This is a genomic window from Idiomarina abyssalis (assembly GCF_019797805.1).
GTDB lineage: Bacteria > Pseudomonadota > Gammaproteobacteria > Enterobacterales > Alteromonadaceae > Idiomarina > Idiomarina abyssalis.
On the sequence record NZ_CP081832.1, the window covers coordinates 1,748,616 to 1,772,757 of the forward strand.

Here is a 24,142-nt window from a genome sequence, read left to right on the forward strand (position 1 = left end):
TGATCTATTTTGTTAAGGGTATGAATTTTTTATGACAGTAGTATGACAAACGAAAGAAGTATTACTTACTGGGTAAATACCCTCACAGCCAAAGCGGTTATACTTCTGATCTCGCTCAATACTTCTCGCTTAAAAAGGAAGCAGTAATGAAGGTAAACTCAGCGGTAGAAGCCCTGTCAATTCTCAACGATGGCGATGTCATCTGGTGCCAGTCGATGGCTGCCACCCCTTATAAACTTCTGGAAGGTCTGAAAGAGATCGCTGCACAACGTAAAGACCTGACGTTGTTACAGTTGCATACAGAGTACAGCGAGATACTCTGTGACCCTGAGCTTAAAGGACATCTTCGCCAACGTGCTTTCTTTGTTGGGGCCTCAACTCGGCAGGCGGTGAATCAAGGTCTAGCCGACTATGTCCCTATTTTTCTCTCTGAAATTCCCAAGCTGTTTCGCTCTGGCGAACAGCCATTGGATGCCGCAATCATTCAGGTGTCACCACCGGATAAACACGGTAATTGCAGTTTAGGTATTTCAGTTGAAGCAACCCGGGCCGCACTGCAAGTTGCGAAAAAAGTGGTTGCCTGGATAAACCCCAACATGCCACGGACGCACGGCGATGCGTTAGTCTCGTTAAAGCGGTTTGACCGTTATTACGAGGAAGCAGCTCCTATCCCACTGCACAACCAACCACCACAAAATCCTGTGACACAAAAAATTGGCGAACGCGTTGCCGGCCTTATTAATGACGGGGATTGTTTGCAAATGGGTATTGGCGCAATACCAGACGCGACTTTAGCTTGTCTTCATCATCACAAAGACTTAGGCATTCACACCGAAATGTTCTCTGACGGCGTATTACCGCTGGTTGAGCGTGGCGTCATAAACAACAGCCGCAAGCGTAAGCACCGAGGCCGCATTGTCACCACTTTTGCGATGGGTTCTCAGGCACTTTATGACTTTGTTGATGACAACCAGGAAGTTTTTTTCCTTGATGTTGAGTACACCAATGACACCTCGGTGATTCGCCAAAACAAGCAGGTTATGTCTATAAATAGCGCCTTGCAGGTCGACCTGAGCGGTCAGGTTTGCGCAGACTCCATTGGCACTAAAATATACTCGGGCGTCGGCGGCCAAATGGACTTTGTACGCGGCGCCAGCTTATCGGAAGGTGGTCGCTCGGTTATTGCTCTGCCTTCGACAGCCTGCGGCGGCACTGTCTCACGCATTAGCTCACTGCTTGCGCCAGGCGCCGGCGTGGTCACCACTCGTGCCCATGTGCATTACATTGTCACTGAACATGGTGTCGCTAACTTACGCGCCAAGAGTATGAGTGAACGCGCGCGCGAACTGATTCATATTGCCGATCCTAAATTCCGGGATGAACTCGCGCAAGCAGCCTATAACGACTGGGGATTAAACATAAGTTAAACGGCTTTATGCGGCCCTAGTCGAAAAGACTAAGGCCGCCTTAAACTAAAAGTTCCACATGCTCCACAGTCCAAATTCGTTCGACTCTCTGTGAAAATTAACGCTAGTTTCTTCAATGCGTTTACCAACAATGGCCACTGTCAGATAGGGTGCAACTTTCCAGTCCCAACCAACCTGAACATAATCTTTCTCATAGCCAGGATTTAGGCGGCGATTTGGCTTCGTTGTGTCATAACGCACAAATACCGACTGCTTTGGTGCGTAACGATAACTCGCCCAGCTTCCCCAACCACTTTTAGCATCTTTTACAAGGCTTGCTACCTGTCCCCAATTACTATTGTGGACATACTCAACCCCAAGGCGGATGCTCTTTACCTGATAATTGATAGAGGCATTAAAGCGCTCAGCGGTATTAATCTTGGGTGCCTCATCTTTGTCCTGAGTCCGAGCGCCACGGTACCCACCAACAGCAATATCGAACCCCGGAGCAATATGCCAGGCTGCATAGGCTTCTACGTCGACTGAATCCCCTACTCTTGGCTTCTTAAAGCCACCGCCAGTCACAACTGACACGGCATAACTGACATTGTCATTTTTATTCGAGTAATGAACACCTAAATCAGTGGGGCCGGCAAACTGATTCATTGGTGTCAGACTTGGATCCACATAGCGGTAGCCCACTTTGCGGGCTATGTAGTCAATCCATGGCAGTGGTGCCACACCAAGTTGCAGAAGCTGGCCATCCGGCAATTTGCATTGTACATAAGCGTGACGGAACCAGACATCGGTAGGATCCTGTTGACGACGCCACTGAACATCGGTTGTTACTACTGCGCTCCAATTTTCATCAAACTTATGACTAAAATCGAGATAAAACCGCTTTAAGTCCAGTTCCCAACCTTCTCTATTTGAAATTTGCCCTTTCTGCTGAATATTACTTGCATTAATAAATAACTGACTCGATAAATTTGTTTCCGCTTGTGCTGAAACGTTCAGTAAACCACCTAAGCAAAATGCGACTGCAATTCTCGAAAGTGTCATAGTTCAGTCCTTTGCCAATAACCATACTAATGGTGTGGCTATAATATATTATTTACTACTATACTAACTATCATACTCGTCATTAAATATAGGGTATTACTATGAATAATAAACAAGGGCTAGTCGTATATTGCATTCTGAGTGCTCTACTTCTGGGAGCTTCCCTGAGTGTTTCGGCTAAAGGCGATCCGGAATCAGGTCAGCAGTTATCGATGAAAGGTGACGGAAGCGGTGCCCCCTGTATGGCTTGCCATGGACCTAACGGTGAAGGTAATGCAGCAGGCGCATTTCCTTACATTGCAGGTATGAACGAACAGTATTTATATCGACAGATGAAGGCTTACCAGACAGGAGAACGAAATAATGCCGTTATGTCCATGAATGTTGATAACTTCAACGAACAGCAACTGCATGATATCGCGGCTTATTATGCCAGCTTGAGCAAGCCTGCTAGCACCTCAAAAGACACCGATTCAGAATTATTAAAACAGGGTGAACGCCTTGTGAGTATCGGCAATTGGGAGGAATACATTCCGCCTTGCAGTACTTGCCACGGACCTAATAACAGGGGCGTTAACGAAAACTTTCCTGGCATCGCAGGTCAGCATGCGAGTTATATCAAGCAACAAATTAATGCATGGAAAAACGGCAACCGTAAAACCGACAAAGTTCAGCTTATGGAAGCCGTAGCAAAACGCCTAAGTGATGCTCAGATAGAGGCTGTTTCTGCTTACCTTGCTTCAATACCGGCCTCGGAATAGGAGCTCAGCTATGGATACTTCATTAAAAATCACATTATCTTTAATTGGGCTTTCTTTAGCAGGGCTGGCGATAGCGCAATCTCAGTCACCGGGCGAGGTTAAGTTACCTGAGTTTGAACAAGGTAAATATGTTCACGAAGCACCCACATTAAGCGATATTGAGAACGACCCAAACCTTCATAAAGAGCTGCGCAAAGTCATTCTTAAAGGTCGTGACATGTTTATGAATACTCAGCAGTACCGTGGTGAGTACGTATTCAACGACATGGACTGTAAGTCATGCCATATGGGTGAAGGTCGGCTACCCTGGGCTGCACCTGTCTGGCCAGCAGCCACAACGCTTCCAGACTTTCGTGGTAAAAACCAGCACGTCAACTCGCTGGAAGAACGAATTGCCGGGTGTTTCTCATTTTCTATGAATGGTAAGCCACCCGAATATGGCAGTGACGATATGTTAGCTATAGTTGCCTATCACCAATATATGGCAAAGGGTGCAAAAGTTTACGACAGCAATATAGCCGGGCGAGGTTTTAGCCATTTAGGAAAACAAATGCCAGAGAACATAAGCTACGACGCCGGAAAAAAGGTGTATGAAGATAACTGCGCGGTTTGTCATGGCCAAAATGGCGGCGGTAAAACAGTAGATGGACAAGTGGTATTTCCACCTCTTTGGGGTGACGCCTCATACAACTGGGGAGCCGGAATGACTCGCATTTTCACTGCGGCCTCATTCATTCAAAACAATATGCCACTAGGACAGCCTGGTCGCCTAAGTGATGAAGAAGCCTGGAATGTCGCTTATTTCATCAATGCACACGAACGCCCGCAAGATCCTCGTTATACTGGCGAAATAAAAGAAACCAGAGAGAAATATAAGAATTTCTATCAATGGTCTTTATACGGACAAGAGATCAATGGCCAGGTTCTGGGTGACCATGACAATACCGGTGAAAAACCTTTCCTGAAACCAGAGATTCTTAAGTCTCGCTCGTTTGATTAAGCAACGCACACCGATAAGAGGGTGTTGAGTGGAGTTTGAGCATTACTCCGCGTAGACACCCTCTTGTTTCTACTTCTTCTTAACAGGCATTGGTACCAATGCCTCAGTTTTAGGCAGCGGCTGCTGTTGCTTACCAAGCGCGATGTAAACAAAGCAACACAAACCAATACCAATAACCAACGCACCAACCCACTGAATTTTTATAAACTGAACGCTAAATAGTACAGTTAATGACATCATCAAAAAGGCATGTAAGGCCATATATTTTTGTTTGCCAAAACGCGCTACTGTCAAGTTCAGGTTGTCGGAATAAAGCCGGATTAAAGAGTCCAGCGAGTTGATCACGAAAACAATTCCAACAAACACCATCGCCAGATTAATGAATCCTGAAGTATCCAGTCCTTTTAAGTGGAATAAGTATAAAACACTAAACCAGAGACCAATGGACAATGACGGCCATATCAGCATGGCTAAGAACAGCCAGATGGTGCGCATGTTACCAACAAAGCGCGCAGTGAACTGACCAATCATAATGCTCCAGGCAAACCACCAGAACAGGTAAAACGCATGGTAATCATTAATCGGCAGAACAAACCGGTGTAGATGTTCAAAGTAGTCGGTCAATAAGGGTAAAGTACTAAAATAATCAGGCGCAGAAACATTGTCAGACAGTAAAGCGATACTGCCTAGCCCAAGAATTAACGCAAAGAACAGCCCACCAGATGACAAGCTAAGAATCTTAACAAACTTAAGCTCGGTACTTGAGTACACCGCAAATAAAATGGTGCCGCCGACAATCAGCGCGTAGTACCAGGGGAAGCCTTCGCTAACCGCAATACTGGGTAAATACCAGCTCAAGTTCGCAAATAACAAATGCGCGGTAAAAGCACAGGTGCCAATTATCACGATGTTATTAATCCACTTAACCCAGGTAATCTCAAAGAATTTTACTTTGGGTTCAATTGCGCAGAAATAAAAACAAGTGACAAAGTAAATGGCCCAGACCAGAAAGCCCCAGAAGCCAAACTCAATAGCCAAAGGGTTGGCAAAAGCGTACTCGCTGTTTTCTTTTATATCGGCATAAACCGGGAACTCTGTCAGCGGGAACATAATGAGTCCGACATCCAGACCCGAGGTAAACAGAATAGCAATGAATGTCATAGTAGACACCGGGTAGCGACCGTTAAGTTTCAGCCGCCCCCAGCGCATAACAATAAAGACCACCATGGCCATGAAAAACAGCATGCCAATACTGACAAGAGTTAACATGACGCGCTCCGCTTGGCCTCACCACTGCGCTGACGCTGTTGCCATTGCGGGTCTTTATAAACATCAACTTCAGCTCTCGGCAGGTTCTGATGCTTGATGATATCAGCCGCTCGCTCCGCGACCATGATGGTTGGCGCGTTCAGGTTGCCGTTTGGAATCGTTGGGAAAACCGACGAGTCAATAACTCTAAGTCCTTGCAAGCCCCGCACACGCATTTGTGAGTCAATCACTGCCATGTCATCATCTTCGGCACCCATACGACAACTGCCGCAGGGGTGATAAGCACTTTCTACGGCATCACGCACGAAAGCATCTATCTGCTCATCGGTCACAATGTCTTTTCCCGGTTGTATTTCCTGGCCGCGGTATTCATCCATTGCCGGCTGAGCAATAATTTCGCGAGATAATCTTACGCAGGCCCGAAATGCCTCAATGTCGTCCTGATGCTGCAAATAATTGAATTGAATCTGGGGCGAGGTAAAAGGGTCTGAGCTTTTCACTTTAACCCAACCACGGCTTTTCGGCTTATTGTGCCCAATGTGCAGCTGAAAACCATGCCCTTCAAAAGCAGATTTACCATCGTAGCGAATGGCTGCCGGCAGAAAATGATATTGGAGATCCGGCCACTCAACACCTTCTTTCGAGCGAATAAAACCGCAGGACTCAAAATGATTCGTTGCGCCCAAGCCGGTTTTGAATAAAATCCAGCGTACACCAATAGCTAACTTGCTCAGAGGTCCTAGCTTACTGTTCAGCGTCAGCGGCTTTTTGCACTGATACTGAAAATAAAACTCCAGGTGATCCTGCAAGTTTTCCCCGACACCAGGCAGCTCATGCTGAGTTTCAATGCCCGCTGCAGATAGAGTCTCGTTGTTACCAATACCCGATAGCTGCAGAATATGCGGAGAGCCAATGGAACCTGCACTTAAAAGCACTTCTTTATTCACAAAAAAGCGAGCAATGTTGTTTTTCTCATAAAGCTCGACACCAATAGCCCGCTTGTCTTCCAACAGCACTTTACTGACCTGAACCCCGGTTTTTATCGCTAGGTTAGGTCTGCTCATAGCTGGCCTTAAATAGGCATTAGCAGCGGACCAGCGCACACCATTTTTCACGGTCATATGCATGGCACCAAAACCTTCTTGCTGAAAACCGTTATAGTCACTGGTCTCCATATAACCGGCGTCAACTCCGGCCTTAATAAAGGCTTTATACAACGGGTTTTGCATATTGTTACCGTTATTCACCGCCAAAGGGCCATCTTTCGAACGGTATTCATCGGCACCAAAAGCCCAGTCTTCCGCCTTTTTAAAGTACGACAGGCAATTCTGGTAGTCCCAGCCTTCAGCACCATGCTCTTGCCACTCATCAAAGTCCCGCGCATGACCGCGAACATAAACCATGCCGTTAATCGACGAGGAGCCACCAAGAACCTTGCCCCGGGGGCAATGCATTTCACGATTATTCAGATAAGGCTCAGGTTCCGAATGGAACTGCCAGGCGTACTTTTTCGTATTCATCGGAATCGACAGCGCGGTTGGCATCTGAATAAAAATGCTTTTGTCTGAGCCTCCAGTCTCTAATAACAATACCGAGACATCCGGATCTTCTGTTAACCGGTTGGCCAGCACACAGCCAGCCGAACCCGCCCCCACAATGATGTAATCGAATTTCTCATTCACTGTCATTAGAATGGACCTTCCAGCTTATCCATTCCGACATAAATTGATTTTGTCTGAGTATAAGACTTAAGTGCTTCCACACCGTTTTCACGACCAATACCCGATTGCTTGTATCCACCTACCGGCATCTCTACCGGCGAATTAGCATAGGCATTAATCCAGCAAATACCGGCTTCCAGCTGAGCGATGACACGATGAGCTCTGCGCAAGTCCTGACAGAAAATACCAGCTGCCAGTCCGTAATCGGTATTGTTAGCTCGTTGAATGACCTCTTCTTCCGTTTCAAAGGTCAGAACGGACATCACCGGACCAAAAATCTCTTCGCGCGTAATGCGCATGTCATCTGTGCAGTCAGTAAAAATAGTGGGGCCAATAAAATAGCCACTCTCACAGCCCGCAGGCGTTAATCTTTCGCCACCAAATGCCAGAGTAGCGCCCTGCTCTTTGCCAAGCTCGATATAAGACATGACCTTATGCAGGTGATTTTCAGAAATTAGCGCGCCCAGGTTGGTTTCAGGATCCATAGGATCGCCGACTACGATATTGTTCTTGGTGCGCTCTAATAAACGCTCCATAAAAGTGTCGTAGCAGTCTTTGTGCACGAAGACCCGAGTGCCATTGGTGCAGACCTCGCCCTGGGTGTAAAAGTTACCCATCATGGCACCGGTTACCGCTTCATCAATGTCAGCATCATCAAAGACAATAAGCGGTGATTTACCGCCCAGTTCCATGGTCACATTCTTCAGGGTACCTGCCGCCGCGGCCATTACCTTTTTGCCCGTGCCTACTTCACCTGTCAGCGACACTTTCGCAATCGACGGATGCTGAACCAGATAATTACCGACAACACCATCACCATGCACCACGTTAAATACGCCTTCCGGTACGCCTGCTTCGATAAATATTTCTGCCAACATCGCAGCGCCACGAGGTGTCTCTTCGGATGGCTTGAAAATCATACTATTACCTGCAGCAAGGGCCGCAGCCGCTTTCCAGCAAGCAATTTGCAACGGGTAGTTCCAGGCTCCAATGCCAAAACAGACACCTAAAGGCTCGTGCCGTGTGTAAAAGAAGTCGTTACCGACACTTTGTTGCTCGCCCATCATTGACGGGCATAAGTTGCCAAAATACTCGATAGCATCCGATCCGGTCTGAACATCGACTTCAACAGCTTCCTGCCAGGGTTTACCGGTATCCAGCACTTCAAGCTTTGCCAGCTCGTCATTGCGCTCTCGCAGAATCGCCGCTGCACGTTGTAATACTCGGGCTCGCTCAATTGCAGGGGTTTGTGACCAAACCTCAAACCCTCTTTGAGCACTTTCCACCGCGTCTTCCAACAGCGACTCTCCTGCCGACTCTACGGTGTAAATCACTTTCCCGGTACCTGGGTTGATCACGTCAAAGTATTCATGGTTACTGTCGTCGACGTAACGGCCATGAATAAAGTTTTTAAGTAATGTAGAGGACAACGATAACTCCCTTATAATTTGGCAATGGTTTAACTGACACCGTGCTGTTCCAGCACACCATTAATGTATTTTTTGCAGTATTTTTTTGCCTGACTGAACTTCTCTTCATTTGCCCGGCTTAATGCACAGCGCAACCAAAAACCATCAATTAACGCCGCCGTCACTTCCGCTGCCTCACGCGCACTTTCGGGATTCAGTAGTTGCTTGAAACTGTAACGCAAATTACTCACAAGCCGGCGCTTATTCAGCTCCTGTAAGCGATATAAGTCGGCGTCATGCATTGACTGCCCCCAAAAGCTTAACCAGGTTTTTGTGCTTGAATCTGCCTGCTGCACATCAGAAAAGTTCAAATCAACAATTTTCATCAAGCGGTCATACGGGTTATCCGGTGACTGCTCCATTTTGAGCTGAGAAAGCAAATACCGTACAGAGGCCTCAATTAGCGCCTGCTTACCGCCAAAATAATGGCTGATAATACCGGACGACATCCCCGCCCTGCGCGAAATCAAGTTTATGGTTGCTCCTCGTAAGCCTACGTCAGCAACCACATCGATGGTGGCATCGATTAACTGCTGACGCCGCATTGATTCCATTCCTATTTTTGGCATAGCTTTCTCACATGGTTTAATTTTTATTCGTAAGGTTCCAGCGTTGACAGCCTGAAGCGGTGTTCGTTAACTACATCACCTTCTTCATCGTAAAGTCCAAGAGTCACTACCGGATCGTCTTTTTCCCAGTCAACGTCCAGCGCACCATAATTTACCTTATTGATAAACTGACCGATGCGGTGTTTATTAGGGCTAACGTCTTTCCACTCCTGAGTCAGTCCTGATGACGTAACTTCCCATAGTGGGTAGTCTAAATCTTCGTCGTAGTAACTGATTTCACCCCAGTGGGTGTCGCCACTTATCAAGATAACACCATTAACCTTATGTTTTTTAATAAGATTAAACAAACGTTGGCGGTCAGAGGGGAAATTCGCCCACGACTCCCAACCGGTAAAATCAGCTAAAAGCTGTAAGCTGGAGCCAATGACTTTAATACGCGCCGGCTTTTGTAACTGTTCTTCCAGCCACTGCCATTGTTTTTCGCCAATCATACTGGCGTCAGGGTCGCTGTGAACTTTATAAGGCCCCATGTTTTTCGGTTTACGTTCGTTTGCATACTCTTCACGCGTCACGTGGGCAATATCGTCCCGGTTCCAACGCAAATCGGGCAAAATTACGTGAATGCTTTCTTCGCCCTCACCGTAGGTGTATGAGGTGTAAATTCCATCTTCACGAGTGCGACGCGGAGAGTTCTCCGGCTCACCCCAAAAGTCGAGCATGATATCTCTTGACGCTTCTTTTTTAGGGTAATCCTTGCCGGCGTCGTTCGCACCGTAGTCATGATCATCCCAAATAGCGATGAGCTCTGCTTGCTCTTTTAGTTCTTTAAAACCCGGCTTAGAGCCCAGTTTTTCATATTTATTCTGCAACACTGACATGTCTTCGGTGTCGCCATATACATTGTCCCCAAGAAACACAAAAACTTCAGGGTCGTCATCAATAATGCTGTTAAAAATGGGAATGTCTTTGTCCTGATGCGAACATGAACCAAATAAAATCCGGCCTGGTGCATCGGCAAAAACAGAGCCACTCAGTAGTAATGTGGATAGTGCTAATAGTTTATACATGTGTATTGATTACCTTGTTGTTGCTTGCTACTAAAGCAACCACATGCGGCGTTAACCGCATGTGGTTCGGGGTAGTTTTAAAATACAAACTTAGCATTAAGTGCAACCGTACGTGGCGCACCAATCCAACCAGCGCCCGGAGCGATAGTACCAAGGTAATCTTCGTCAAAGACATTATTCACAGTGAAGCTCAGCTCCATGCTGTCAATTGCACCACCAATGTCATAAACGGTTTTACCAATGTAAAGGTCACTCACAACGTAAGAATCGCTTTCCTGAGTGTTCGCCTGGTCTAAGAAACGCTCACCAACATACTTAGTACTAAAGCCGGCATAGAAATCGCCTTTAGTGTAGTCAAAGCTAACAACGGCCATGTCCTGAGCACTGCCCAGTACCGTATTGCCGCGGAATGCTTCATCCGTATAGGTTGAGTCATTTTTTGTGTAAGACATATAAACGCCAAGGTTATCACTCAGATTGTAATCCAGTGATGCCTCAACACCATTTGACTCAATACCACCTGTATTAACATAACCGCCGGCAGCCGCTTCTAAGAAGTCGATACCGTCAACGTCTTCGTTACTAACAAAGGTAATACGGTTTTCAAAGCTAATGTCATAGTAAGTTAAGCTCGCATTGAAACCCGGTGTTGAATAACGTAAACCTAAGTCAATATTGTCTGCCGTTTCCGGTTCAACCTGACTTACATCGGTGTCATCACGCTCTAGTACCGCATCTTTAACTGCGGCAAAGTTTTCTGCATAACCACCGAAAACCTCCAGTCCACGAACAGGTAAAGGAGCCACAAAACCAGCTGACAATAAAGCATCCGAGTCAGACGATACGCTCAAATTGTTATCCGGGTTAAACTGGTCTTCTTTTGACACTTCAACATCAAACTTCTTGGCGCCCAGACGAAATTTCGCAAATCCGGCATCAATCTCGTCTTCAATGTAGTACATCAAAGTTTCGACCGGGAATTCACGGCTGTACTGAACCCAGTAAGGGTTACTTTCAGGACGCGGGCTCGCTGCTGCATCAATGGTTTTATGCCAGTCACGATACTCATCACGCTGGTAATCTTCGTACCAGAAACCACCACGTAAGGTGTTTGCCATACCGGCAATTGTGGTATCCCATACAAAGTCACCATTGACGCCGTAGCGTTGCTTCTCATAGTGAGTGTGACGATGCGAACTGACCGGCATAGCGCCTTGCTCATAGCAACCTGGGTCTACTTCGGCTCCGCCGCCGCCATAAGGGTAACCAATTGAGCTCTCGCAGCCTGCTTCAGGTGATAATGACTGGCCGTCGCGGTTAACAAAATAGATAAAACCTTGTGAAGAACCGCCGTAAGCTGTGGTTGAAGGGTCCAGTTCCGAGTTAGGGTTTCCTGCACCGTCGTCGGTAACATCAGCGATGTAATATGGAATCCACTTACCAGCACCTTCGTTTTCGTGATAGTAAACGTTAGTGCTGACATCCACTTCACCCAGCATGAAGTCGGCTTTTAGGTAACCAAACAAGTTTTCACGTTCAGTTACCCAACCTTCACGCCATGCCTGGTCTTGATAAGGAATGCCTGTCCAGTCTTCAGTCAGGCCGTCCCATTCAGAGTTTTGTTCATACTGTGCTAAACCATAAACTCGTTGATAGGTATATTCCTGAGCGTCGTCGTAACTCACGTAACCCGTTAAATCTACGTCACCAACACGACTGATAATTTTACCTTCAGCATGGTCACGCGTATTGGTTACCGAACCATCCATGTAGTCATCGTTTTGTTGGCTCGAAAGAGAGAACCACGCGTATGTGTCTTTAGCAATTTCGCCAGTATCGTAACGTGCATACAGTTTTTGTGCGTTATGCTCGCCAATCGTGGTGCTAACGGTAAACTGTTCTTCGTACGCAGGACGAATAGTCGTAAAGTTCAAGGTACCGCCCAAAGCTTCGTTTGAACGAGAACTAATGTCAGCTGTACCCTGAGAAACTTCCGTGCCACGTAAGTTTTCAGTGTCAATGTAGCGGCTGGCTTTAGTACCACCACCGTAGTTTGAGTTGCCGTTAGAAATACCATCTACAGTCATACCAATTTGCTGAGATTCTAAATCTAACTGGAAACCGCGAATTGAGATGCTGGTTGACCATTCATCAGATCCGAACGGGTCACCTTCGTTTACCAAAACGCCGGGTAAGTTATCAACCATTGCCAAAGCGCTGGTCATAGACGTTTGTTGCTTTTTCATTTCTGCAGAAGCGGCGTTATTCGCATAAGAAACACTGCGGCCAGTAACCACAATGGCTTCCATTTGTTCTTTTTCTTCTTCTGCTTGCTGATCTTGAGTGTCTTGCGCCATTGCTGGCAGGGAGGTAGCAGATAATGCTGATAGTACAGATAGTGCGATTAAGCTTTGCTTCATAGGCACATAAGTTTTCATAAAAGTTCCTGTTTCTTGTGTTGTAGTGAAGTTCCTTAATGTATGGGGCTAATGTGACAACGGCGTTAAGGTTAATTGATCATTCAATTAAAATCAAACTTAGTTAATTGACCGTTCAATTAAAATAAATGCAATATAAATTAGATATTTTTCATCTAAACTCTGCGTTAACTTGCTTAAGAAACTAAGGTAGGCTGTGTTTAAAAGACGGTTGCGGAGGCTTTAATGAAAACAGTCGGCATTATTGGTGGCATGAGCTGGGAATCAACCAGCACTTATTATAAGCGTTTGAACCAGCTAATAAATAAGCGCCTGGGAGGCTTGCACAGTGCTGAAATTCTTCTGGCCAGCCTCGACTTTGCGCCTATTGAAGAGATGCAAAGTAAGGATGACTGGGATGCAGCTACACAAGCTCTTATTGCCAAAGCCCGGCAGTTGGAAAAAGCGGGTGCTGAAAGTATTGTTATAGCGACAAATACGATGCACAAAGTGGCTCCACAGGTTGAAGATGCCGTTAAACTGCCTTTATTGCACATTGTCGACGCCGTGGCGGAGCACCTTAAACAAAACAACGTTAACCAGGTTGGGTTGCTGGGTACACGCTTCACCATGCAGCAACCTTTTTATAAAGAGCGCCTTGAACAACAAAACATTAAGGTACTGATACCCGGTGAAAGTGACGGCAATACAGTCGACAACATTATTTTTAAAGAACTGTGCCATGGCCAATTTACTGATAGCGCGCGCAAACAGTACCTAAGAATTATTGAAGATCTGGCAGCGCAAGGCGCACAAGGCGTTATTTTAGGCTGCACTGAAATTGGTCTGCTGGTTCAACAAGAACATTCTGCCCTGCCATTGTTCGATACCACCGAACTTCATTGCCGCGCCATTGCAGACTGGATGCTAGATTAAAAAGCAGGAAGACCATGACCGATATAACAATCAACTTTTCTCGTTTCTATGACAGAGCCTGCCAGCGTAAAGGTGGCGAAAGTGCGATGCTTGCACGCCTGCCTAAAGTATCGTCCGTAACCCAATTAGAACAACTCGAAGACCGGGATGTACTTGCTACTATTACCCGCTGTATTTTTCGGGCGGGCTTTGTCTGGAGAATTATTGAGGCGAAATGGCCGGGTTTTGAGGAAGCTTTTAAAGGTTTTGTTCCGCTTTACTGGCAACAAGTACCACCAGAGATATTAGAAGAACTGTCAAAAGATGAACGCATTGTTCGTAATCAGCAGAAAATAAATACCGTTCCAGCTAACGCCCGTATGATTGTGGAAGTATCCGAAGAGTACGGCAGCTTTGGTAAGTTCTTAGCGCAGTGGCCATCAAGCCGGCAAGCAGAATTGCTGCACTACCTTAAAAAGAACGGATCTCGGCTGGGCGGCGTTACTCCGCAATACGTTCTGCGCGAACTTGGCTGGGACGGTTTTATTATGTCTAATGACGTTGTCACCGCGCTGACCAATTACAAGCTGATAGATGCCTCCCCCACCAGTCAAAAAGGCCTGAAGCAGGCACAAAATGCCTTTAACCACTGGCACGAACAAACCCAACTGCCCTATAGCCATTTGTCACGAATTTTATCCTATAGTGTAGGTAAGTAAACCACGATGGGAGTTAAAATGAGCTCAACTAAAAATACTCTGATACTCGGTATTTCACTGATCATCAGCTTCGCCATTATTGCTGTGATTGGCTCAAATGCAGTACTTGAGCATAAGTCGATGGAACGCACGGTTACTGTAAAAGGGCTGTCAGAGCGTGAGTACCTTGCTGACACCGTCATCTGGCCCATTCAATTTACAACCGCCAGTAATGATTTAACCGCCATTTATAAAACCATTGAGAAATCCAACCAAAAGGTCATTGAGTTTCTGCAAAATAAAGGCATAGAGCAGGATGAAATTTCTTCGTCTGCGCCGTCAATTACCGATAAGTCAGCTCAAAGTTATGGTTCATCTCAGCCTGCAGAGTTTCGCTATACAGCCACAAAAACCATAACTGTATACTCCGAAAATGTTGAGCAAGTTCGCGGTATCATGAGTCTTCTCGGTGAACTGGGCAAAGAAGGTATTGTTTTTACTACCGATAGCTACCAGGCTCAACCCGACTATGTATTTACTCGCTTAAATGAAGTGAAACCCGAAATGATAGAAGAGGCGACCAAAAAAGCGCGGGAGGTAGCCGAAAAGTTTGCCTTAGACTCTAACTCTGAACTGGGCAAAATAAAGCAGGCTCGACAGGGGCAGTTTAGTATCAGTGCACGCGACCGTCATAACCCTCACCTGAAGAAAATACGGGTGGTATCCACCATAGAATATTACTTGTCCGATTAAGCTATTACTTTCACAATGTGACTGACATAAAGCCATAAGGCCTGAATAATGAAAAGAACCTTACAGTATTTGTTTAAAGGGTTAGCTATTTTACTGCCCATTGTCGTGACTTTTGCCTTATTACAATGGCTGTTAGTCACAATAGAGACCTGGCTGAAGCCAATTTGGACAACGTTACTCGGTGAGTCATCTTACTTCCCTGGTTTGGCTTTTATTAGCTTTTTAGCGATTGCACTTCTTATTGGTTTCAGCTCTCGTTGGAATTTTATTGATTCACTATGGCAACTACCCGGCAAACTGATGAATAGACTGCCTTTGTTGCGCAGCTTATACGGCACAATTAATGATGTGTTCGAGATGATGTCAGGTAAGAACTTTGCTGAAGAATCAGTTGTACTGGTTACCCTGCCCGGTAGTAACTTACGACTTATTGGCATTGTTACTAAAAAAAGTGGCATTAAAGGCGATCGCCTGTCCGAACTCATGAAAGAAGACCAGGTCGCCGTGTTCTTACCCATGAGTTATAACGTAGGCGGTTATATGGTGATTGTTCCGGGTGACTGCGTTGAGTCACTGACCATGAAACCAGCTGATGCCTTACAGTTAACCATCAGTGGCGGACTGGGTAAGAACCATTCGGGTAAAACCGACTAAAATTGCAGTTGAAATCATAGCGCGTACTGGTAAAGTTCGCGCTATGAAAATGACAGAACCCTGCCCTTGCGGCTTAGATAAAACCTATCAGGATTGTTGCTACGCTTACCATAGCGGAGAGGCAACAGCCCCGTCTCCGGAAGCACTTATGCGTTCGCGCTACAGTGCCTTTGTCGGCCGCCTGGCCAGCTATTTAGAAGCCACCTGGCACAGTAGCTCGCGCCCGCCGTTGCTCGACTTAAGTGACTCTCCAAATTGGCTTAAACTGCAGGTCATTTCATCCAGCGTTGACCAGAATAAAGGACAAGTTCATTTCCGGGCTTTTTACAAAGACGGCAATGACGTAGCTTTTATGGAAGAACAGTCTGACTTCGTGCAAGAAGATGGCAAATGGTATTACCTGAATGGCCGTGTTAATAACGACTAGCTAAATGTCGACGATAGAACCGCCAACGCCTGGAATTTATTAAGTACCAACCACAAATAAACCAGCCAAATATAATGCCAGCCCGGCCGAAAGAAAACGCACCATGCTGTTCAATAAACATCCACAGAATTAATGTTGCATCGACAATAAGCGAGAGTAATAACAAGGGTTGGGCAAAACGCATTAATACATTGGCCCAGTTGCGCTCATCTTCACCAGCAAAAGTCGTTGCCAGCAGAACAATTAACGCCGGTAATCCGACCAGCAGCATCAGTCCAAATTGCTCCGAACTGGTATAAAAGAGTTTTAGCAGTCGGGTACGATCTTCAGCGAAAGTCAGAGAAATAATGGCGGCGACATAACCGCGCATTTCAAATAACAGAACCAGCAAGAGCGAGAGCGGGAAACTCGCTCTGCCCTCTTTATCCAAGTATCGCGCTTTCTCGACCAACCGCTGCCCGGCGCTTATCTCCGCGCTGCCAGATTTTTTCATGGAAATAGTAACCTACTGTGTTCACTAAAGGCTCAATCAAGGCGATTGCACCACCTAGTACGATATCGCCTGTCATCAGCCAGACAACGCCAAAGGCGATAGTAAAATGCATGATACCAAATGATACTGTTTTTGCTGCGTCTTTCATAACAACCTCCCACTTCGACTTAGTATAAAGTATTGCCGATTAAGGTTGTTAAAACCAATTGAAAAAAGCGATAACCCTATTCGTCTCAGAGTATTCTGTTAAACCGCTCGTTTTAATTGTTCACGCAGTTCGGCCACTTCGTCCCTAAGCTTTCCGGCTAGTTCAAACTCAAGGTTCTGCGCCGCTTTGTACATTTCTTTTTCCTTAGCTTCAATTTCTTTCATGACAGCTTTTGCGTCTTTAACAACAACGGTACGGGCGTCATAGCCAGAAGCCACTTCAGCCAGAGCTTTTTCAGCTTTACTCTTACGAGCTTTGGCTGAGCCCTGCCCCAAGTCCATCACATCAGTAATACTTTTATTAAGCCCCTGAGGGGTAATTCCGTGTTCTTTGTTATGCGCTATTTGTTTATTACGGCGGCGTTCAGTTTCTTCCATGGCGCGCTGCATAGAGCCGGTAATGCGGTCAGCGTATAAAATAGCCCGGCCATTAACATTACGCGCCGCACGGCCAATGGTCTGAATAAGTGAACGATCAGAACGCAAAAAGCCTTCTTTATCAGCGTCCAGAATTGCCACCAAAGACACTTCGGGCATATCCAAGCCTTCTCGTAATAGGTTAATTCCTACCAGCACGTCAAATTCGCCTAGACGTAAATCGCGAATAATTTCCATGCGCTCGACAGTATCAATGTCTGAGTGCAGGTAGCGTACCTTTATTCCATGTTCATCCAGGTAGTCTGCTAAATCTTCAGCCATTTTCTTGGTCAATGTGGTTGCCAGTACCCGTTCGCCCTGCTCGGTGCGCAAACGAATTTCAGACATTAAATCATCCACCTGTGTTGCAACCGGCCGCACTTCTATCTGCGGGTCAATAAGCCCTGTCGGCCTGACCACCTGCTCTACCACTTCGTTGCTACTGCGTTCCAGCTCGTATTTACCCGGCGTTGCCGACACATACATTGTCTGTGGCGCTATGGCTTCAAACTCATCAAACTTAAGTGGTCTGTTATCCAGCGCCGACGGCAAGCGAAAACCATATTCAACCAGGTTCTCTTTACGTGAGCGGTCACCTTTGTACATGGCGCCAACCTGAGAAACGGTCACGTGAGACTCATCAATAATCAGCAGAGCGTCATCGGGTAAATAGTCCATTAAGGTTGGTGGCGGCTCGCCGGGCGCACGACCGGACAGATAGCGAGAATAGTTTTCAATGCCTGAGCAATAACCAAGCTCCAGCATCATTTCAATATCAAATTGTGTCCGCTGACTAATCCGTTGCTCTTCAATCAATTTATTCTGCTTAAGTAGGATTTCGCGGCGATCTTTCAGTTCATCTTTTATCTTTTCAATGGCTTTAACCAATACTTCCCGCGGCGTCACATAATGTGTTTTCGGGTAAATAGTGGCGCGCGCAACGTCTTTTTCTGTTACCTGACCTGTCAGCGGCTCAAAAAAGCTGATGCGGTCAACTTCGCTGTCGAACAACTCGACTCGCACAGCCATCTCTTCCGACTCTGCCGGGAAGATATCAATAACATCGCCACGAACCCGGTAAGTGCCGCGCTCAAAAGCCGCATCGTTGCGTTTGTACTGAAGTTGAGCAAGGCGTCGAATAATGTCTCGCTGATCAATAATGTCGCCACGACGCAAGTGCAGCATCATTTTCATGTAAGACTCGGGGTCACCCAAGCCGTAAATGGCCGATACCGAAGCAACCAGAACTACATCGCGCCGCTCCATAAGCGCCTTGGTAGCGGACAAACGCATTTGCTCTATATGGTCGTTAATTGAGGCGTCTTTCTCAATGAAGGTGTCGGTCGTCGGAACATAAGCTTCGGGTTGATAATAGTCATAGTAAGAGACAAAATATTCCACCGCGTTATTGGGAAAATACTCTTTCATCTCACCATACAGCTGCGCCGCCAATGTTTTATTGTGCGCCAGTATCAACGTAGGTCGCTGCGAACGCTCAATTACATTCGCCATGGTAAAGGTCTTACCTGAACCAGTGACACCCAGAAGCACCTGGTGCGCCAAACCGGCATCCAGATTATCGAGCAGCGATTCGATGGCTTTGGGCTGGTCACCCGCCGGCTTGTATTTAGAAACCAGTTCAAATTTCTTAGCCACGTTCTCTCCTCAACTCTCGTGAAAACCACCAATACGCAATAATAGCGGTAAACAGATTAGCGACGACACCACCGATGAATAAACCGGTCAAATCGGCTAATAAACTTCCCAAATAGGAAAGTGGCACGAACAACACAAATAAACGAATAATGCTCAGCCATAAGGCATTCATTGGCCGGTGCACAGCATTAAAGCTGGAGTTTGTCAGTATAATAATGCCCTGCAATCCGTAACCCAACGGCATAATATAAATAAAGAGTTTTACAATGTCGGCAACGGCTTTCTCTTCAGCAAAAATCTGCGCTATCCAATGCGCACCAACCAACATAAGCAGATAAATCACAGCCTGAATCGCCAACACCGCTTTTAGAGCGGTTCGATACGCTTCTTTTACTCTGTCTATGCGGTCGGCACCGTAATTTTGGCTAATTAAAGGCGGCAACGACATAGACAACGCCAGAATAATAACGCTGGCCAGCGATTCAAGCCGCGAACCGACACCAAAAGCGGCCACCGCAGGCGCACCGTAGGAAGCAACAATAGCGGTCATTACTGACATGGCTAAAGGCGTCAGCATATTTGCGCTGGCTGCCGGCATACCAATTTTTAAAATACCTCTGGCGGACTTTATCCAGGCGTCAATAAACAGTCTGCCGCCCGGCGGTTTTGAAGACACCAATTTATTCCGACGCAGCAACCAGAAAACTAAAAAGACGCCGCTGAACCAGGAGATGACACTGGCCAGCGCCGCGCCCTGAATCCCCATAGCCGGAATAGGCCCCAAACCAAAAATTAAAATAGGATCGAAAATAGCGTTAGCTAAACCACCGGAAGCCATAATAAGCGAAGGAGTGCGAGTATCCCCCGATGCACGCAATACGGCATTACCCACCATAGGCGTCACCAGCATGACACAGCCAAAATACCATAGCGTCATGTAATCCCGGATAAGTGGCATTAACCTATCCTGAGCCTGCAGCAAGCTGAAAATTGGATCCATCAGCAAGTAGCCGATTAAGGCCAAAGCCGCGACTAATAAAGCCGACACGGAAAGTGCCGAAAAACCATCAAAATGAGCCTCGTCGGGTTTATCTGAACCGTACTTTCGGGCAATAACCGCAGAGGTTCCAATACCCAGACCAATAGCCAGGCTGACAACAGTAAAGGTAACAGGGAAAGTAAAACTGACAGCCGCTAAGGGGTCAGTTCCAAGCATACTAATAAAGAAGGTATCGACAACATTAAAACTGATAAGGGTAGCCACACCGAAAATAACCGGCCAGGTCATTTCCCAGAGTTTTTGTCCTACCGGCGCGCTGATAAGACTTCTTGATGCGTCGGCAGCTGCCATTCAATCCCTCCTCAGTTCGATAGCCGAATAGTGTACATGAGACTGCGCTTTGTGGCTACGGAGAATGGACTTTAGCCGCTCTGATCCGTATAGTAATGGGCATTTCAACCCTTGCGAAAAACAGGATCTGAACGTGGATTACCAACTCTCTGATCGTATCAATGCAATTCAGCCGTCACCGACTCTGGCGGTGACTCAAAAAGCCAATGAATTACGTCAACAAGGCAAAGATGTTATTGGTCTGGGTGTCGGCGAGCCAGATTTTGATACACCTGATTTTATTAAAGATGCTGCGATTCAGGCTATCCATGACGGTAAGACCAAATATACGGCTGTTGATGGTATCGATGAGCTAAAAGATGCTGTTATTAAAAAGCTAAAACGCGACAACAGCCTTAGCTACCAACGTTCAGAAATTATTGTGTCAGCCGGTGGTAAACACAGTATTTTCAATTTACTCAGTGCCTGGTTAAATCCGGGAGATGAAGTTGTTATTCCCGCACCTTACTGGGTTTCGTATCCTGACATGACCAAGTTGGTTGGCGCTACGCCAGTTATTGTTAAAGCCGGCATAGACCAACGTTTTAAAATTACACCAGAACAATTGCGTAACGCACTAACGGATAAAACACGTTTAATGTTCATCAATAGTCCGTCCAACCCGGCCGGAACAGCTTATACCGCGAACGAGCTTGAAGCCCTTGCGGAAGTGCTGCGTGATTATCCAAATGTACTTATCGCCACCGACGATATGTACGAGCATATCCTCTGGAGCGACTCGCCCTTTGCTAACTTTCCAATGGTGGCTCCGGATCTTAAAGATCGCACCGTCATCCTAACGGGTGTCTCCAAAGCTTACGCTATGACGGGCTGGCGCATCGGTTATGCTGCAGGCCCTAAACCAATTATTGCTGCTATGAAAAAAATGCAGTCACAAAGTACATCGAACCCTGCCAGCATTAGCCAGTACGCGGCAGCGGCAGCATTAAACGGCGACCAAAGCTGTATTAAAACCATGGTGACTGCATTTAAAGAGCGTCACGACTATTTGGTTGATGCTCTAAACAGCATTGACGGCATTGACTGCGTACCAGGCGACGGTACTTTTTACGCTTTTGCTCAGGTCGATAAGCTAATGGCTAAAGCCAATGTCAGCAGCGACGTTGAACTGTGCGAAAAACTGCTGACAGAAGCCAACGTAGCCCTTGTGCCAGGTTCAGCTTTTGGCACGGATGGTTATTGCCGTTTATCCTTCGCTACCGGAATGGATGTTTTGAAAGAAGCGGTTAAACGTATCAAAAGTTTCTCAGAAAGTTTATAAAATGAAGGTTTTGGCGCCATTTTTTGCAATGAGCGCCAAAACCCTATTAATTGAACGCTTGTTACAGCATAAATCCCATCAATACCAACTCTTTTCACTTTGATACTTTTATTACAAGTTACTAAAAATTCCTTCCTGCCATTAGTGATCGGAACCAGATCTAAGTGACCGATGTCAAGCCTAATAATTCAATTTAACATGAGATTTTTTGGCGCGTTTTTTAGTCAAATTCACTAAGAAATACACAAGTTGCTGATTCTTCACGCATTGACTGGTGAATCGATCACCAACCTGAAGATTTATTCACCAGAATAAACTAACCTGTTGTTTATTCTGTATATTTTGTTTTATCGTTACTTTTTAACCACTACGGAAATCGCCCTCAAAGCCGCATCATTATTACGACTTCACAGAGTTAAACACAAGGTTATCCACAGATTCCGTGGATAAGATCATGTAGCCTTTATCTACTGCGACATTCAGATATCTGTGGATAATCAGATCCTCGAAAAAGCTAATACTTATGTTATAGATGTAAACTTGACAGTTACTTGACATTGTCAGCGATAAGGATTAGCTCATCTTTTTGCATTGATGTGACTAAAAAAATCAATTTGCTGACTTTTTCGACAACCGAGCCCTTTTCCTTTAAAAACCTTCGCAGAATAGTTGACACCCCTGCGTATGAGCTTTAATATTCGCAGCCGTTGAATGTTGTTCCCCAGTAGCTCAGTTGGTTAGAGCGGTGGACTGTTAATCCATGTGTCGTTGGTTCGAATCCAACCTGGGGAGCCAAACAACATCCAGACTATTCAAATCCCCAGTAGCTCAGTTGGTTAGAGCGGTGGACTGTTAATCCATGTGTCGTTGGTTCGAATCCAACCTGGGGAGCCACATTCAGAAGAACCGCCTATATGGCGGTTTTTTCGTTTCTGGACCAAAGCTCTGCACTGAGTTCAGCAACTGGTTGCGTTGCGCCATCGGCAATCCATTGTGCCAGCGTTTCCGCGACATTAGGCCAGTACAGTCTATGAGGTTCCCGTTGCGCTAGCCAGCTGTCAACGTCACTGGTCTCAACTCGTTTTAAGACACTCGCCAGCCCATGCTCCTGTAATATGCGGGCATTCCACTTTTGTTCAAACTGGCCTGCTAAAGGTTTTACTGCCAAAGCCTTTCCCTGGCTCAGCGCTTCGCAACTCGTTTCGAAACCGGCATTCGACAAAATAGCGGACGCCTTACTAAAGTGCTGAGCAAACTCCGTTCGTGAGGGCGGATAGCATTCGATGTGCCCCAACGACTTCCGCTCTACCTTAGGATGAAAAAGCGAGAACTCATAGTTATCCAAGGGTTGAAGCTGGTCAATAATATCTCGGGGATCCTCAAAAGGGAGGTAAACCACAACGCGCTGCATTAACCCGACACAGGCGTTTTCTTCCTGTCTTACTACTGGAGGGATCGCATTGCCACTAGCCAGCCAATGCATACCAACGGGTTCTGAACATGGTGCAAAGGAGGAAATCAGCTGCTTTTGCCACCAGGACAACCGTTTAAACAAATCGGGTTCATGAAAAGCGTATTGTCGGCCCAAACCAACACAGCGCACGCCTTGTTTCTTCGCCGCCCAGGCGGTTACCGGCTCATAGTCAGTAATTACCAGGTCATAGTCGGTAACCGGTAAGTTTTTCACATCTTGCCAAAACTGCCGCCAATGGTTATTGAGTAATGTCTTGCGTCGGCGAAGCCTCCCCCTTTCGGTGACAAACGACAAGCCCTGACGCCATTGGTAGTCACCGAAAACCTCCATGTCAAAAAGCCCTGAAGGCTGGCGACCCGATATGAGGTAATCAATTTCAACATTACGATGTTTAGTCAAAGACTGAGCTAATGTGTGGCAACGACTTAAATGACCATTCCCTGTACCCTGAACTCCGTAAAGAATTTTCATATCGTCAGTTCCGAAACTAAGACAGCCAGTGCAACACCGGCAACAATATCACTCGGATAATGAACCCCGACCACCACTCTTGACGCCCCAATAGCCATTGCCCAGCCAAAACAGGCTAACCCCGCGGCAGGATAATAGTGGTAGGTAACCGTGGCGAATAAAACCGCTGCCGCCGTATGCCCGGAAGGAAAGCTAAACTTGTCGCTGGCAACAATAAGCGCCGCAAAAGACAAGTTACGCTCACAGGGACGTTGCCGACGAAAACTGTTTTTCATGATCCAGTAAAGAGGAAGTTCAAGAGAAAATGCGCATATCAGACTGGTAAAATATTCGTCACCGCTGTCATCGAGCATCCAGACCATTAAAGCAATAGCGAGGTATCCATAGCCATCGCCGCTGCGGGAAGTCAGTAGAGCAATTTGTCCGGGAAGATCTTTCGCCCTCAACCCGGAAAACAGGCAATAACAGTAACGATCAAAGCGTTGTAAATAACTGAACAATACCATGGTAGAAAACCCAAGTTGGCTTCAGTTGGGGCTACTTTGCCAAGCCTTTATGACACTA

The 24,142-nt window shown here is 46.4% G+C and carries 22 protein-coding genes and 2 tRNA genes; 11 read left to right on the forward strand and 13 right to left on the reverse strand.

Annotation, left to right across the window (positions count from 1 at the left end):
• The first annotated feature begins 146 nt into the window (after positions 1–146).
• Positions 147–1,427: an acetyl-CoA hydrolase/transferase family protein gene (locus tag K5X84_RS08370; RefSeq protein ID WP_199494517.1), complete on the forward strand. Its 1,281-nt coding sequence runs from the start codon at positions 147–149 to the stop codon at positions 1,425–1,427.
• A 45-nt stretch (positions 1,428–1,472) separates the two neighbouring features.
• Here K5X84_RS08370 and K5X84_RS08375 read toward each other — a convergent pair whose 3' ends face one another.
• Positions 1,473–2,468: a porin family protein gene (locus K5X84_RS08375; RefSeq protein ID WP_222235574.1), complete on the reverse strand. Its 996-nt coding sequence runs from the start codon at positions 2,466–2,468 to the stop codon at positions 1,473–1,475.
• A 101-nt stretch (positions 2,469–2,569) separates the two neighbouring features.
• Here K5X84_RS08375 and K5X84_RS08380 point away from each other — a divergent pair, with 101 nt between their 5' ends.
• A complete protein-coding gene (locus tag K5X84_RS08380; protein ID WP_199494515.1) occupies positions 2,570–3,229 on the forward strand; it encodes a c-type cytochrome in 660 nt (219 codons plus the stop codon).
• 10 nt (positions 3,230–3,239) lie between these two features.
• Entirely contained in the window at positions 3,240–4,229 is a 990-nt protein-coding gene (locus K5X84_RS08385; protein WP_199494514.1) for a c-type cytochrome, read from the forward strand.
• 69 nt (positions 4,230–4,298) lie between these two features.
• On the opposite strand, the gene K5X84_RS08390 is transcribed toward K5X84_RS08385, so the two are convergent.
• The 6 genes from K5X84_RS08390 to K5X84_RS08415 form a co-directional block, all read right to left on the reverse strand.
• Entirely contained in the window at positions 4,299–5,498 is a 1,200-nt protein-coding gene (locus K5X84_RS08390) for a BCCT family transporter (protein ID WP_222235575.1), read from the reverse strand.
• Positions 5,492–7,186 (reverse strand): choline dehydrogenase, encoded by a 1,695-nt coding sequence (betA, locus tag K5X84_RS08395; RefSeq protein ID WP_222235576.1) that lies wholly within the window; start codon positions 7,184–7,186, stop codon positions 5,492–5,494. Before betA ends, K5X84_RS08390 begins: the two co-directional genes overlap by 7 nt.
• The gene (gene betB / locus K5X84_RS08400) at positions 7,186–8,649 is read right to left on the reverse strand and encodes a betaine-aldehyde dehydrogenase (protein ID WP_222235577.1); all 1,464 of its coding nucleotides are present in this window, start codon (positions 8,647–8,649) and stop codon (positions 7,186–7,188) included. Before betB ends, betA begins: the two co-directional genes overlap by 1 nt.
• A gap of 29 nt (positions 8,650–8,678) precedes the next feature.
• The gene (gene betI, locus K5X84_RS08405) at positions 8,679–9,257 is read right to left on the reverse strand and encodes a transcriptional regulator BetI (protein ID WP_222235578.1); all 579 of its coding nucleotides are present in this window, start codon (positions 9,255–9,257) and stop codon (positions 8,679–8,681) included.
• 23 nt (positions 9,258–9,280) lie between these two features.
• Positions 9,281–10,324: an alkaline phosphatase D family protein gene (locus K5X84_RS08410; RefSeq protein ID WP_222235579.1), complete on the reverse strand. Its 1,044-nt coding sequence runs from the start codon at positions 10,322–10,324 to the stop codon at positions 9,281–9,283.
• A 77-nt stretch (positions 10,325–10,401) separates the two neighbouring features.
• Complete coding sequence (locus tag K5X84_RS08415) at positions 10,402–12,762, reverse strand: TonB-dependent receptor domain-containing protein (protein ID WP_222235580.1); 2,361 nt, start codon at positions 12,760–12,762, stop codon at positions 10,402–10,404.
• A 225-nt stretch (positions 12,763–12,987) separates the two neighbouring features.
• Between K5X84_RS08415 and K5X84_RS08420 the strand changes: the two genes are divergently transcribed.
• Genes K5X84_RS08420 through K5X84_RS08440 form a run of 5 tightly spaced genes read left to right on the forward strand, consistent with a single transcriptional unit; the run spans position 12,988 to position 16,188 of the window.
• The gene (locus tag K5X84_RS08420; protein WP_222235581.1) at positions 12,988–13,677 is read left to right on the forward strand and encodes an aspartate/glutamate racemase family protein; all 690 of its coding nucleotides are present in this window, start codon (positions 12,988–12,990) and stop codon (positions 13,675–13,677) included.
• A 14-nt stretch (positions 13,678–13,691) separates the two neighbouring features.
• The gene (locus K5X84_RS08425) at positions 13,692–14,375 is read left to right on the forward strand and encodes a DNA-3-methyladenine glycosylase I (protein ID WP_222235582.1); all 684 of its coding nucleotides are present in this window, start codon (positions 13,692–13,694) and stop codon (positions 14,373–14,375) included.
• An 18-nt stretch (positions 14,376–14,393) separates the two neighbouring features.
• Entirely contained in the window at positions 14,394–15,107 is a 714-nt protein-coding gene (locus K5X84_RS08430) for an SIMPL domain-containing protein (RefSeq protein ID WP_222235583.1), read from the forward strand.
• Positions 15,108–15,155: 48 nt separating this feature from the next.
• A complete protein-coding gene (locus K5X84_RS08435; RefSeq protein ID WP_054491295.1) occupies positions 15,156–15,761 on the forward strand; it encodes a DUF502 domain-containing protein in 606 nt (201 codons plus the stop codon).
• Positions 15,762–15,804: 43 nt separating this feature from the next.
• Positions 15,805–16,188: a YchJ family protein gene (locus K5X84_RS08440; protein WP_222235584.1), complete on the forward strand. Its 384-nt coding sequence runs from the start codon at positions 15,805–15,807 to the stop codon at positions 16,186–16,188.
• Here K5X84_RS08440 and K5X84_RS08445 read toward each other — a convergent pair.
• From K5X84_RS08445 to K5X84_RS08460, 4 genes are all read right to left on the reverse strand, one after another.
• The gene (locus K5X84_RS08445; protein ID WP_244994777.1) at positions 16,175–16,618 is read right to left on the reverse strand and encodes a DUF2919 family protein; all 444 of its coding nucleotides are present in this window, start codon (positions 16,616–16,618) and stop codon (positions 16,175–16,177) included. The genes K5X84_RS08440 and K5X84_RS08445 overlap by 14 nt on opposite strands.
• Positions 16,611–16,829: a DUF2061 domain-containing protein gene (locus K5X84_RS08450; RefSeq protein WP_222235586.1), complete on the reverse strand. Its 219-nt coding sequence runs from the start codon at positions 16,827–16,829 to the stop codon at positions 16,611–16,613. Before K5X84_RS08450 ends, K5X84_RS08445 begins: the two co-directional genes overlap by 8 nt.
• 98 nt (positions 16,830–16,927) lie before the next feature.
• Positions 16,928–18,961 (reverse strand): excinuclease ABC subunit UvrB, encoded by a 2,034-nt coding sequence (gene uvrB / locus K5X84_RS08455; protein WP_222235587.1) that lies wholly within the window; start codon positions 18,959–18,961, stop codon positions 16,928–16,930.
• Positions 18,954–20,312 carry an MATE family efflux transporter gene (locus K5X84_RS08460; RefSeq protein WP_222235588.1) on the reverse strand — a complete coding sequence of 453 codons (1,359 nt, stop codon included), beginning with the start codon at positions 20,310–20,312 and terminating at the stop codon, positions 18,954–18,956. The genes uvrB and K5X84_RS08460 overlap by 8 nt, the downstream gene beginning before the upstream one ends.
• A 133-nt stretch (positions 20,313–20,445) precedes the next feature.
• Here K5X84_RS08460 and K5X84_RS08465 point away from each other — a divergent pair, with 133 nt between their 5' ends.
• From K5X84_RS08465 to K5X84_RS08475, 3 genes are all read left to right on the forward strand, one after another.
• Positions 20,446–21,633 carry a pyridoxal phosphate-dependent aminotransferase gene (locus tag K5X84_RS08465; RefSeq protein ID WP_222235589.1) on the forward strand — a complete coding sequence of 396 codons (1,188 nt, stop codon included), beginning with the start codon at positions 20,446–20,448 and terminating at the stop codon, positions 21,631–21,633.
• A 718-nt stretch (positions 21,634–22,351) separates the two neighbouring features.
• Positions 22,352–22,428, forward strand: a tRNA-Asn gene (locus tag K5X84_RS08470).
• Between the two features lie 22 nt (positions 22,429–22,450).
• Positions 22,451–22,527 (forward strand) — tRNA-Asn (locus K5X84_RS08475).
• A 16-nt stretch (positions 22,528–22,543) separates the two neighbouring features.
• Here K5X84_RS08475 and K5X84_RS08480 read toward each other — a convergent pair.
• Together K5X84_RS08480 and K5X84_RS08485 are read right to left on the reverse strand one after the other, a co-directional pair.
• Complete coding sequence (locus tag K5X84_RS08480) at positions 22,544–23,578, reverse strand: glycosyltransferase family protein (RefSeq protein WP_222235590.1); 1,035 nt, start codon at positions 23,576–23,578, stop codon at positions 22,544–22,546.
• Positions 23,575–24,084, reverse strand: a complete 510-nt coding sequence (locus K5X84_RS08485) for a phosphatase PAP2 family protein (protein WP_222235591.1) — start codon at positions 24,082–24,084, stop codon at positions 23,575–23,577. The genes K5X84_RS08480 and K5X84_RS08485 overlap by 4 nt, the downstream gene beginning before the upstream one ends.
• Between the last annotated feature and the right edge of the window lie 58 nt (positions 24,085–24,142).